The sequence below is a fragment of the Streptomyces sp. R818 genome (assembly GCF_056172735.1).
Window position 1 is genome coordinate 361,893 of record NZ_JAOCNE010000012.1, and the last position, 11,912, is coordinate 373,804.

The window sequence follows — 11,912 nt, forward strand, 5'->3', positions numbered from 1 at the left end:
TGCTTTCGTGTGACGATCGTAGGCCCGTGTCGAAGACTCGAATGCCAGGACGGTGGTAGTGTGCGCGCCTCCCTCATCCAGATCGCGGTAAACGAGGACGAATCGGTCAACGAGCGGCGCAGTCGGGTGAGTTCGCTGGTGTGCGCCGAGTCCGGCGCCGCCGACCTCGTCGTCCTCCCCGAGCTGTGGACGACCGGTGCCTTCGCCTACGAGCTGTTCGCGGAGGAGGCCGAGCCGCTGGAGGGGCCGACCTTCGAGGCGATGGCCAAGGCGGCGAGCGAGGCGGGCGTGTGGCTGCACGCCGGATCGATCCCCGAGCGGGACCCCGAGGGGCCGCTGTACAACACGGCGCTGACCTTCTCCCCCGACGGCGCACTCGTCGCCGCCTACCGCAAGATCCACCGGTTCGGCTTCGACAAGGGCGAGGCCGTGCTGATGAGCGCGGGCGAGGAGCTGGTGAGCGTACGCCTGCCGGAGACGGTCCTCGGCGTCAGCACCTGCTACGACCTGCGCTTCCCCGAGCTGTACCGGGGCCTCGTGGACCGGGGCGCGGAGACCCTGCTCGTCGCGGCGGGCTGGCCCGAGCGGCGCCGCGCGCACTGGACGCTGCTCGCGCAGGCACGTGCCGTGGAGAACCAGGCGTACGTGCTCGCCTGCGGAAGCGCGGGTACGCACGCGGGCGTTCCGCAGGCGGGGCACAGCATCGTCGTCGATCCGTGGGGCGAGGTCCTCGCGGAGGCGGGCGCCGGGGAAGAGGTGCTGCGGGTGGAGTTCGACCCGGCACGGGTCGCGGCCACCCGGGAGCAGTTCCCGGCGCTCAAGGACCGCCTCCTCGGCATGGAGACGCCGCCCCGCCGCTGAGGGAGCTGGTCGTCCCCCCTGCTCTGGTCGTCCCTCTGCTCTAGTCGTCCCCCCGTTCCTTTTCCGCGAGGTGGATGACGCAGACCGCGACGGCGATGATCAGGGCCGGATCGGTGTCCTCGCGGACCACGTTGACGCCGTAGGTGTCGCGCACGCGCAGCCAGCGCCGGGAGATCTCGGCGAGGAGTTCGCCGTCGTACTCGATGGCGAACTCGCGGTCCAGGATCTTGCCGCTGACGTCGAGTTCGGTGCCGTCGACCAGTTCGACCCGGTAGTGGTTGCGCAGCAGCGACAGGCGTTTGCGCTTGACCTTGGCGAGCTGTTCGTCGCCGCGCTCGATCACCATCGTGTCGCGCAGGGCGAACATCTTCTCGTGGATGTCGATGAGGACCCGCCCGTCGGGACCCTTCAGCTCGAAGGTGTCCCGCACGTGCATCGCCTTGCCGTCGACGAGGAACGCCTTGTGGCCGTTCTCGTCCTCGATCCAGTAGTCCTCGCCGATGGCGAAGAGCCGTTCCCGTACTTCGTAGCGCATACGTCGATGCTTGCCCGGAACGCGCGGTTCGGACCCCCGGCAGTCGAATGACAGTCGCGCACCGGCCAGCCGTCACTCGGTGACAGTCCCGACGACCGAAGGAACAGTGACACTCACGCGACCACCTTGTGCGGGAGTCCCCGGAGACCGCCACGGCCGAGCGCGCGGTGACGGAGGTCAGTCGCCGGTCTGGTGTTCCACGCGGTGCCGGATGTACTCGTCCGGACGTCGGCCCCCGACTCGGGAGCAAGGTCGAGGGGGAGGACGCGTCCACAGCCATCCACCGTCCCCGTGTCGTAGGCACTGCCGTACGCGTGTGATCCGGACTTCGTACCAGGATGGCAAGCTTGAAGGATGAACGATGCTGCCCAGGCGCCCACCCCCGCCCCCGCACCCCGCAAGCGTGCCCGTGTCCGTGCCCCCGAGCTGACCGGCAAGGGCGGCTGGCTGAACACAGGCGGCAAGGAGTACACCCTTGCCGACCTGCGCGGGCGCATTGTCGTGCTGGATTTTTGGACCTTTTGCTGCATTAACTGCCTCCACGTCCTCGACGAGCTGCGCGAGCTGGAGGAGCGGCACCGGGACACGCTGGTGATCATCGGGGTGCACTCGCCGAAATTCGTGCACGAGGCCGAGCACGCGGCCGTGGTCGACGCCGTCGAGCGGTACGGGGTCGAGCACCCGGTGCTCGACGACCCCGAGCTGGCGACATGGAAGCAGTACGCCGTGCGGGCCTGGCCGACGCTGGTCGTGATCGACCCCGAGGGGTACGTCGTCGCGCAGCACGCCGGTGAGGGGCATGCGCACGCCATCGCCAAGCTCGTCGAGGAGCTGGAGGCCGAGCACGGGGCGAAGGGGACGCTGCATCGCGGCGAGGGCCCGTACGTCGCGCCCGAGCCGGTCGCCACCGACCTGCGCTTCCCCGGCAAGGCGCTGGCCCTGCCCTCCGGGAACTTCCTGGTCAGCGACACCACCCGGCACCAGCTCGTGGAGCTGGCCGCCGACGGGGAGAGCGTCGTGCGGCGCATCGGGAGCGGCGAGCGCGGCTTCGGCGCGGATGCCTTCAACGAGCCTCAAGGGCTCGCGCTGCTCGACGAGAACACCGTCGTCGTCGCCGACACCGTCAACCACGCGCTGCGCGCCGTCGACCTCGCGACCGGCGCCGTCACCACCCTCGCCGGTACCGGCAAGCAGTGGTGGCAGGGGTCGCCGACCAGCGGCCCGGCCCTGGAGGTCGACCTGTCGTCGCCGTGGGACGTCGCCGTGTTCGGCGGCAAGGTGTGGATCGCCATGGCCGGTGTGCATCAGCTGTGGACGTACGACCCGGAGAGCGGGACCGTCGAGGTCGCCGCCGGGACCACCAACGAGGGGCTTGTCGACGGGCCCGGCGCCGAGGCCTGGTTCGCGCAGCCGTCCGGGCTCGCCGCCACCGGGGAGCGGCTGTGGGTCGCCGACTCGGAGACCAGCGCCCTGCGCTACGTGGACCTGGACGGGCACGTCCACACGGCCGTCGGCACCGGCCTCTTCGACTTCGGGCACCGCGACGGCGACGCCGCGCAGGCCCTCTTCCAGCACCCGCTCGGCGTCACCGCCCTGCCCGACGGCTCGGTCGCGGTCGCGGACACGTACAACCACGCCCTGCGCCGCTACGACCCGGCGACCGGGCAGGTGACGACGCTCGCCACCGATCTGCGCGAGCCGAGCGACGCCGTGCTGGTGGGGGACGACATCGTCGTCGTGGAGTCCGCGCGGCACCGGCTGACCCGGCTCCGGCTGCCCGAGGAGGCCGTCCGCGTCGAGTCCGTCGCCCACCGCACGCAGCGCGCCGCGACCGAGGTGGCCGGCGGAAAGCTCGCCCTCGACGTGATCTTCCAGGCCCCGGCCGGGCAGAAGCTCGACACCCGGTACGGGCCCTCGACCCGGCTGCTCGTCTCCGCGACCCCGCCCGAGCTGCTCGCCTCCGGCGACGGCGCGGGCACGGACCTGGCGCGCGAGCTGACCCTGAACCCCGGGATCACCGAGGGCGTCCTGCACGTCTCGGCGATGGCCGCGTCCTGCGACGACGATCCCGCCAACGAGTACCCGGCGTGCCACGTCCACCAGCAGGACTGGGGCGTCCCGGTCCGCGTCGCCGAGGGCGGCGCGGACCGGCTGCCGCTCGTTCTCGCGGGGATGGACGAGCGGCAGTCCTGATCAGCCGGCAGCGGTTCAGAAGTCGAACGGCTTCTTGGTGTTCCAGGAGAGCACCTCGATGCCGTCGGCCTGCTTGCCCGCGTACTCGACCTCGCCCGGCGTCTTCAGCGTGACGAAGGCGCCGGACGCGTCCGCGTCGTTCATCACCAGGGACAGCTTGATCGACGTGAAGTAGTCGTCCTCGGCCTTGATGTCCTGGTAGACGGGGAGCGCCGAGTAGACGGTGGAGCCCGGCTTCACGAGGATCGGCTGCGCGGGCTGCTGGTCGTCCTTGGCGAGCGGCACGTCGCCGTTGGCGTCGCCCGGGGTGACGACCGGGAACTTCTGCACGGTGCAGGCGGTGCCCGACTTGTTGACCGCGGTGATCAGCAGGTGGTCGCCCTGCTGCTCCGGGTTCTTGCGGGTGAGGGTGTAGCCGAGCGACGTCACCTTGCACTCGGGCGCGGCGGCCTTGGTCCCGCTCGTGGTGGCACCGCCGGCCTTCGCGGTGCCGGTCCTGCCGGTGCTGCTCTTGGCGGCGTCCGCCTTGGACGCGCCGCCCGCCCGCGTGCTCGTACCGGAGGCGGCTTCGGCGTCGGTCGCGGTGCCGGTGACCGTGGTCGCGGCGACGGTCGCCTTCGGGGCGGCGCCCTCGTCCTTGGTGCCACTGTCGCCGCCGGAGCAGGCGGTCATCGTGAGGCCGGCGACGAGAGCGGCGGCGGCGAGAACGGTCGTACGAGCGGTGATGCGGGCCATGGTGGAGATTCCCCCGGTTTCGAGCGGTTCCGATGCCCGCCTGGTCCGGCGGGCTGCTGTGTGTCCCACAGTGCCCGCCGCTGTCGCCGTCCGGTCGCCGACGCGTTATCGCCTCGTCGCCGTTTGGCTGTCGGCCCGTGTGAGCTGCGCTTTCGCCCGCTGGATGCCTTCCTCGAAGCCCTGGCGCACCGCGTCCTCGTAGGCCTGGAGCAGGCTCGTACGGGCTTCGTCCGCGCGGCCCAGAGCGAGCAGCGCGGCGCCGCGCGAGACGCGGAGCAGCGTCTGCCGCAACGGGGCGAGCCCTTCGGCCGCCGCGCCGGGCAGGGCGAGGCCGCGCTCGGTGCAGGCGAGCACGGACGCGTGGTCGCCGAGGGCGAGGAGGCGGCGGGCCCGGTGCTCCAGGGCGAGCAGTTCGGTCAGGACGTCACCGGCGGCGCGGGCCAGATCGGCGGCGCGGGTCAGATGGGCGAGGGGCTCGGGGCCCGCCGCCCCGTCGCGGTCCAGGGCGACGGCGAGGTTGACCAGGGCGGTCGCCTCGCTGGACGGGTCGCCCGCGCGCGCGGCGAGCGCCGGGGCGCGCTCCAGGTGCTCCAGGGCCTGGACGAGCTTGCCCTCCTCGGTGAGGACCCAGCCGCACAGCGCGCGGATGCGGGCCTCGGCGTCCGGGTCGCCGAGCCGCACGGCGGCGGCGAGCCCCTGTTCGAGCAGCGGCATCCAGTCGTCGCGTACGTAGCTGACGACGGACGGCCACTGGAGGACGACGAGGCGCCAGGCCCGGTCGTCGTGCCCGGCGGCGTGGGCGGCCCCGGCGGCGGCGGCGAGGTTCTCGCGCTGGGCGGTGAACCAGCCGAGCGCGGCGGCCCGGTCGGGCAGCGGAGGTCCGCCCAGGTCGGGGCGGACGTCGGCGGGCAGGACGCAGCAGGGCCGGTCGTCGGGTTCGGCGACGGCGGTGGCGCGCAGGGCCGTGCGGACGTAGTGGTCGAGGAGGCGGACGAGGGGCTCGCCCGGGTCGGCGTCGGCGGCGGCCGGTGTGTCGTCGCGGGCGGGGCCGCGCGCGTAGAGCCGGACGAGGTCGTGCATCCCGTACCGGCCGGGTGTCCGCTCGGTGACGAGGTGGGCGGCGGCGAGGCGGTCCAGGGCGGTGGCGGCGTCGGCGGGCGAGGTGCCGGTGAGGGCCGCGGCGGCGTACCGGTCGAGGTCGGGTCCTGGCAGGGCGCCGAGGCGGCCGAAGAGGGCGCGGGCGTCGGCGGGCAGGGCGAGCAGGGTGAGGCGGAGCGCGGCGGCGACGCCGGTGTCGTCGACGTCGAGGAAGGCGAGGCGGCGCTGCTCGTCGGCGAGCTCCTCGGCGAGCGGGGCGAGGGGCCACTGCGGCCGGGCGTTGATCCGGGCGGCCACGACGCGCAGCGCGAGCGGCAGGCCCGCGCACAGGGCGGCGAGCCGCGCGGCGGCGGCCGGTTCGGCGGCGAGCCGCTCCTCGGCGCCGGTGGCGGCGGCGAGCAGCGCGGCGGACGCGGGCCCGTCGAGCACGCCCATGTCGACGGTGCGGGCGAGTTCGCTGACCGCGAGCCCGTCGAGCCGCAGCCGCGACGTGACGAGCGCGGCGCTCCCGGGGCCGGCCGGGAGGAGCGGGCGGACCTGCGCGGCGGTGCGGGCGTTGTCGAGGACGACGAGCAGCCGCCGGTCCTCGGTGCGCGACCGGTAGGCGGCGGCCAGGGCGCCCGGGGTGTCCGGCAGGTCGCGGGGCGCGACACCGAGGGCGATGAGGAACTCGCGGAGCACGTCGGAGGTGTCGGGGGCGCCGGGGTCGCCGCCGCTCTCGTCGTCGAAGCCGTGCAGGTCGGCGAAGAGGACGCCGTCGTAGTGGGGGCGGGCGCCGTGCGCCCAGTGCAGGGTGGCGGCCGACTTGCCGACCCCGGCGGGCCCGGTGACGACGACGACCGCGTGCTCGCGCCGCGCCGCGGCGGTGATCGCGGCGAGCTCCCGGTCCCGGCCGACGAACCCGCGCGGCGGGCGCGGCAGCAGGTCGGGACCGTCCGCGCGGGGCGCGGGATCGACGGGCGGGGCCGGTACGGGGGCCGGGTCGGGCCCCGGGCCGGGGGCCGGTGCCGGGTCCTGACAGCCCGCCAGGATCTCCCCGTACGCCTCGCGGAGCGCGGAGCCGGGGTCGACGCCCAGCTCGTCGGCGAGGAGGGTGCGGGTGCGGTGGTACTGGTCGATGGCGTCGGACTGGCGGCCCGAGCGGTACAGGGCCCGCATCAGCGCGGCGGCGAGCGACTCCCGCATCGGGTGGGCGACGGCCTCGGCGTGCAGCAGGGAGGCGGCCCGCGCGTGGTCGCCGAACTCGCCGTAGGTGCGCGCGAGATGCTCGACCGCCGAGATTCGCGCCTCCTCCAGACCGTCCGCCGCGACCCGCAGCGGGCCCGCGGTGGCGACGCCGACGAGCGCGGGCCCGTGCCACAGGGCGAGCGCCTCGCGCAGCAGGGCCGCCGCGTCGTCGGGCGAGCGCTGGTCGTGGGCGAGCCGGACCAGCTCCTCGAAGCGGTGGGCGTCGAGCAGCGACTCGGGCATCTCCAGGACGTACGCGTCGCCGCGCGTGACGAGCCGCACGCCCCATTCGTCGGCGCCGCCCTGCGCGAGCAGCGCCCGCAGCCGCGACACATGGCCCTGCGCCACGGTCCTGGCCCGCGCGGGCGGCCCCTCGGGCCACAACGCGTCGATCAGCTGATCGAGGGGGACCGCGGTGTTGGGGCGGAGCAGCAGCGCCGCGAGCAGGCTGCGCCGCTTGGCGGGGCCGAGCGGCAGCTCCCCGCTCCCGTTGGTCACGGCGACCGCGCCGAGCAGCCGGAACTCCACGGCGTCGTCCCCCTCCAAAAGCCCCGAAAACGTAGGTGATCAGGGTACGTGGAGGGGGCTACCCGGGAGTACGTGGCGCCGGGCACATGGCCGGTACGCGCCGGTCGCGGCGGTGCGACCTCAGATGCGACGGTGCCGCTCGTCCTCGATCACCGTCGTCTGCGCGGGCGGCATGACCACGTTCCGGCGCCGTCCGACGCTGCGGAACACGAAGAGGCCGATCAGACCGACGATCATCAGGATCCAGCCGACGAGCGTGAGGTTGACCCCCTTCATGTGCCAGTCGGTCGCGAAGCTGAGGATCGCCCCGACGGCGATCAGGATGATGCAACCTCCCATGCTCATGAGGTCCGCCTCCCCAAAGTTGTCTGTCACGTGGGTACTTGAGGGCTCCGGGTACCCGGAGCGCCTCGCGTCACACGGCTGTTCGGGAGGCGGCGTGCGAGCCGCGGGGGTCTCAGCCCTCCAGGAACGCGGTCAGCGCGTTGGCGAGCAGGTACGGGTCGTCGGCGCCGCACAGTTCGCGGGCGCTGTGCATCGACAGGATCGCCGCGCCGATGTCGACGGTCTTGATGCCGTGCCGGGCCGCGGTGATCGGGCCGATCGTGGTGCCGCACGGCATCGCGTTGTGGGAGACGAACGACTGGAACGGCACGCCCGCCTTCTCGCACGCCGCCGCGAACACGGCCCGGCCGCCGCCGTCGGTGGCGTAGCGGTTGTTCACGTTGACCTTGAGGATCGGGCCGCCGTTCGCGCGCGGGTGGTGCGTGGGGTCGTGGCGCTCGCCGTAGTTCGGGTGCACGGCGTGGCCGGTGTCCGACGACAGGCAGATCGTCCCGGCGAACGCCCGCGCGCGATCCTCGTAGGAGCCGCCGCGCGCGAAGACTGAACGTTCCAGCACGGTGCCGAGCAGCGGGCCGTCGGCGCCGGTGTCCGACTGCGACCCGTTCTCCTCGTGGTCGAAGGCGGCGAGCACCGGGATGTACGGGAGCGCGCCCGCGGCGTCGCGCTTGCCGACCTCGGCGAGCGCGGCGGTGCAGGCGTGCACGGACAGCAGGTTGTCCATCCGGGGACCTGCCACCAGCTCCTTGTCGCGGCCCAGGTAGGCGGGCGGCTCGACGGAGTACGTCATGAGGTCCCAGCCGGTGATCGAGCGGCGCTCCAGGCCGTACTCGTCCTCGACGAAGCCCAGCAGATCGCCCTCGTGCACGTCGCCGCCCAGGCCCCAGATCGGCTGCATGTGGCGCTGCTTGTCCAGCTTGAGGCCGTCGGCGGTGACGGACCGGTCAAGGTGGATGGCGAGCTGCGGGACGCGCAGGAGGGGCCGGTCGATGTCGATCAGCCGCTCGGTGCCGTCGCGGAGCGTGATCCGTCCGGCGAGGCCGAGGTCACGGTCCAGCCAGCTGTTGAGGAGCGGGCCGCCGTAGACCTCGACGGCGACCTGGCGCCAGCCGTTGCTCCCCAGGTCGGGCTGCGGCTTCACCCGCAGGTTCGGGGAGTCCGTGTGCGCGCCGACGATGCGGAACGGGGTGTGCGGGTGCGCTCCGCTCGGCACGTACCAGGCGACGATGGCGCCGCCGCGCGTCACGAACTTGCCTCCGCTGGTGCCGTCCCAGGCGTCCACCTCCGCGACCTGCTTGAACCCCGCCTCCTCCAGGCGCGCGGCCACGGTCGCCACGGCGTGGTACGGCGTGGGGCTCGCCGCGAGGAAGGTCAACAGGTCGTCGGTGTGCCCGCGATCGAAGGGGGCCGGGGGGTTTGCCATGCGGCCAGGGTAGTGCGGTTCGCCGGTGGCACGCCTGGGGTGGGGGCGGGGGTTGTGATCTGCCCCTTTTGCGGGTGCGCGATCCGCTTGGGGCCACCTTGCAGGGTGCGGGCCGCGCCGCGCTTGCTCGCGCAGTTCCCCGCGCCCCTGGGAGGGTGCCCCTTTGCGTTCTGTCATACGTGCGGGTCGCGTCGTGGCTGGTCGCGCAGTTCCCCGCGCCCCTGAGGGGGTGCCGCCTTGGGTCGCTTGGCACGTGCAGGGCGTTCGCGCGCGTGGCTGAAATGGCGCACGTAGTGCGCATTTCAGGGGCGCGGGGAACTGCGCGACCAGCCACGATGGAGCGGTAGACGGACGAGGGCCCGTCATCTCCCCCGGAGGAGATGACGGGCCCTCGCCTTGATGCCGGGTCGGCGGAGCCTAGAACGCCGCTTCGGGGAGGTCCATGACATCCAGCCCCGACTCACTCGTGGCCTGCGCCAGCTTGCGCGCCCCTATGACACCCGGCAGGACGTTCGCCGCGAAGAACTTCGCCGCCGCCACCTTGCCCTGGTAGAAGGGGATGTCCTTGCCCGTGGCGCCGGCGGCAAGGGCCTCGGCGGCCACCGCCGCGCCCTTCAGGAGCAGGTAGCCGACCACCACGTCGCCGGACGCCATCAGGAGCCGCGTCGTGTTCAGACCCACCTTGTAGATCGACTTGACGTCCTGCTCCGTGGCGGCCAGATCCGTGAGCATGACGCCCACGATGGCCTCCAGCTCGACGGCCGCCTTGGCCAGGGACTCACGCGCCCCGGCCAGCTCCGCCCCGCCGGACTCCACCGCGAGGAACTTCTTGATCTCCTCGGCGAGCCCGTTCAGCGCGGCGCCCTGGTTGCGGACGATCTTGCGGAAGAAGAAGTCCTGGCCCTGGATGGCCGTCGTGCCCTCGTACAGCGTGTCGATCTTCGAGTCACGGATGTACTGCTCGATCGGGTACTCCTGGAGGAACCCGGACCCGCCGAACGTCTGGAGCGACTGCGCGAGCTGCTCGTAGCCCTTCTCGGAGCCGTAGCCCTTGACGATGGGGAGGAGCAGGTCGTTGAGCGCGTGCTCGGCCGACGCGTCCTCGCCGGCCGCCTCCTTGACCTGGATCGCGTCCTGCACGGTGGCGGTGTAGAGCACCAGGGAGCGCATGCCCTCGGCGTACGCCTTCTGCGTGAGCAGCGAGCGCCGGACGTCCGGGTGGTGCGTGATGGTGACCTTGGGCGCCGTCTTGTCCATGAACTTGGCGAGGTCGGGACCCTGGACGCGCTCCTTGGCGTACTCCAGGGCGTTCAGGTAACCGGTCGAGAGGGTCGAGATCGCCTTCGTGCCGACCATCATGCGGGCGAACTCGATGATGCGGAACATCTGGCGGATGCCGTCGTGCTTGTCGCCGATCAGCCAGCCCTTGGCGGGGTGCTTGTCGCCGAAGGTCATCTCGCAGGTGTTGGACGCCTTGAGGCCCATCTTGTGCTCGACGTTGGTCGCGTACACGCCGTTGCGCGCGCCCAGCTCGCCGGTCTCCCAGTCGAACTCGAACTTGGGGACCAGGAACAGGGACAGACCCTTCGTGCCCGGGCCGTGGCCCTCGGGGCGCGCGAGGACGTAGTGGAGGATGTTCTCCGACATGTCGTGCTCACCGGACGTGATGAACCGCTTCACGCCCTCGATGTGCCACGAGCCGTCGTCCTGCTGGACGGCCTTGGTGCGGCCGGCACCGACGTCCGAACCGGCGTCCGGCTCGGTCAGGACCATCGTCGAGCCCCACTGCTTCTCGACGGCGACGGCAGCCGCTTTCTTCTGCTCCTCGGTGCCCTCCTCGAAGAGGATGCCGGCGAACGCCGGGCCGGAGGAGTACATCCAGACCGCCGGGTTGGCGCCCAGGATCAGCTCGGCGTGGGCCCAGATCAGGGAGCGCGGCGCGGTGGTGCCGCCGATCTCCTCGGGCAGCCCGAGCCGCCAGTACTCGGCGTCCATGAACGCCTTGTAGGACTTCTTGAAGCTGGCCGGGACCGGCGCCGTGTTGGTCTCCGGGTCGAAGACCGGCGGGTTGCGGTCGGCGTCCGCGAAGGACTCGGCCAGGTCGTTCTCGGAGAGGCGGGCGACCTCCTCGAGGATGCTCTTCGCCGTGTCGACGTCCATGTCCCCGAACGGTCCTGTGCCGTACAGCTTGTCGCGGCCGAGCACCTCGAAGAGGTTGAACTCGATGTCGCGGAGATTCGACTTGTAGTGCCCCATGGCGACGGCTCCGTAAAGGATCAGGGAGGTAGACCCGCGGCGTGGGGCCCGTATCGGCTCGGGCTCCGGGATCGTCCTCGTACGCGTACCAACTAGTAATCACCAGGATGCTACCCGTCGGTAATAAGACGCAACCCCTGGCGCGTGAACTGTGACGAACGAGCCGTAAGTGGCCGGATCCGCTGCCCGGCCCATTGCCCGCCCGGCCCTCGGTAGGCTTTGCCCCATGTACGGATACGAGCAGCACGCCGGCGCTGCCGGGCAGCAGTACGCGCCGCCGCAGCAGGGCGGGTACGGGCAGCAGGCGCCGCCGCTGTACCCGGAGCCGTCGCCGCCCTCGCTCGCCGACGCGGTCCGCGCGTTCACCACCGGTTCGATGTCCGCCGAGGACTTCCAGCAGATCTTCGCCTCGTCGAAGGTGTACTGCCCGCGCGGCGACAACCCGGGCTTCCTCGCGCTGCACAACACCCAGCAGCCGGTGATCCCGATGTTCTCCACGCTCAAGGAGCTGCGCCGGTACGCCGGCAAGGAGTCCAAGTACTTCGTGATCACCGGCGCCGAGGTGATCGACCTGCTGCCCACCGGGTACGGCTTCGTCCTCGACATGGAGGGCGAGCACCGGATGGTCTTCGACGCCAAGGCGGTCGAGCAGATGGTCGACTTCGCCATGCGCCGTATGTATGGCTGATCCGCCCCGTTGACGCGCCGCACCGG

9 protein-coding genes are annotated in these 11,912 nt (G+C 72.2%); 3 read left to right on the forward strand and 6 right to left on the reverse strand.

Annotated elements, in window-relative coordinates; all coding sequences use genetic code 11:
• Positions 1-60: 60 nt before the first annotated feature.
• Positions 61-861, forward strand: coding sequence for a carbon-nitrogen family hydrolase (locus tag N5I75_RS28085; RefSeq protein ID WP_476681845.1), 801 nt, complete (start codon positions 61-63; stop codon positions 859-861).
• 40 nt (positions 862-901) lie between these two features.
• Here N5I75_RS28085 and N5I75_RS28090 read toward each other — a convergent pair whose 3' ends face one another.
• Complete coding sequence (locus N5I75_RS28090) at positions 902-1,396, reverse strand: LURP-one-related/scramblase family protein (protein ID WP_476681847.1); 495 nt, start codon at positions 1,394-1,396, stop codon at positions 902-904.
• A gap of 354 nt (positions 1,397-1,750) precedes the next feature.
• On the opposite strand from N5I75_RS28090, the gene N5I75_RS28095 reads away from it, so the two are divergent.
• On the forward strand, positions 1,751-3,589 hold the full coding sequence (locus N5I75_RS28095) for a thioredoxin-like domain-containing protein (protein ID WP_476681849.1): 1,839 nt from the start codon (positions 1,751-1,753) through the stop codon (positions 3,587-3,589).
• A gap of 15 nt (positions 3,590-3,604) precedes the next feature.
• Here the strand turns inward: N5I75_RS28095 and N5I75_RS28100 are convergent, their stop codons facing one another.
• The 5 genes from N5I75_RS28100 to N5I75_RS28120 all read right to left on the reverse strand — a co-directional run bounded on the left by N5I75_RS28100 (position 3,605) and on the right by N5I75_RS28120 (position 11,198).
• The gene (locus tag N5I75_RS28100) at positions 3,605-4,324 is read right to left on the reverse strand and encodes a DUF4232 domain-containing protein (protein ID WP_476681851.1); all 720 of its coding nucleotides are present in this window, start codon (positions 4,322-4,324) and stop codon (positions 3,605-3,607) included.
• Between the two features lie 105 nt (positions 4,325-4,429).
• Positions 4,430-7,177, reverse strand: a complete 2,748-nt coding sequence (locus N5I75_RS28105; RefSeq protein ID WP_476681853.1) for an AfsR/SARP family transcriptional regulator — start codon at positions 7,175-7,177, stop codon at positions 4,430-4,432.
• A gap of 120 nt (positions 7,178-7,297) precedes the next feature.
• Complete coding sequence (locus tag N5I75_RS28110; RefSeq protein ID WP_476681855.1) at positions 7,298-7,522, reverse strand: DUF6458 family protein; 225 nt, start codon at positions 7,520-7,522, stop codon at positions 7,298-7,300.
• Between the two features lie 112 nt (positions 7,523-7,634).
• Positions 7,635-8,942 carry a M18 family aminopeptidase gene (locus N5I75_RS28115; RefSeq protein WP_476681857.1) on the reverse strand — a complete coding sequence of 436 codons (1,308 nt, stop codon included), beginning with the start codon at positions 8,940-8,942 and terminating at the stop codon, positions 7,635-7,637.
• Positions 8,943-9,359: 417 nt separating this feature from the next.
• Positions 9,360-11,198 (reverse strand): acyl-CoA dehydrogenase, encoded by a 1,839-nt coding sequence (locus tag N5I75_RS28120; RefSeq protein WP_476681859.1) that lies wholly within the window; start codon positions 11,196-11,198, stop codon positions 9,360-9,362.
• A gap of 226 nt (positions 11,199-11,424) precedes the next feature.
• Between N5I75_RS28120 and N5I75_RS28125 the strand changes: the two genes are divergently transcribed.
• Positions 11,425-11,886, forward strand: a complete 462-nt coding sequence (locus N5I75_RS28125) for an SseB family protein (RefSeq protein ID WP_394432220.1) — start codon at positions 11,425-11,427, stop codon at positions 11,884-11,886.
• The last annotated feature ends 26 nt before the right edge of the window (positions 11,887-11,912 follow it).

Coding starts and splice junctions, on each gene's coding strand:
- N5I75_RS28090 (WP_476681847.1), bottom strand. CDS start 1,396: ATGCGCTACGAAGTACGGGAACGGCTCTTCGCCATCGGCGAGGACTAC.
- N5I75_RS28095 (WP_476681849.1), top strand. CDS start 1,751: ATGAACGATGCTGCCCAGGCGCCCACCCCCGCCCCCGCACCCCGCAAG.
- N5I75_RS28100 (WP_476681851.1), bottom strand. CDS start 4,324: ATGGCCCGCATCACCGCTCGTACGACCGTTCTCGCCGCCGCCGCTCTC.
- N5I75_RS28110 (WP_476681855.1), bottom strand. CDS start 7,522: ATGAGCATGGGAGGTTGCATCATCCTGATCGCCGTCGGGGCGATCCTC.
- N5I75_RS28115 (WP_476681857.1), bottom strand. CDS start 8,942: ATGGCAAACCCCCCGGCCCCCTTCGATCGCGGGCACACCGACGACCTG.
- N5I75_RS28120 (WP_476681859.1), bottom strand. CDS start 11,198: ATGGGGCACTACAAGTCGAATCTCCGCGACATCGAGTTCAACCTCTTC.
- N5I75_RS28125 (WP_394432220.1), top strand. CDS start 11,425: ATGTACGGATACGAGCAGCACGCCGGCGCTGCCGGGCAGCAGTACGCG.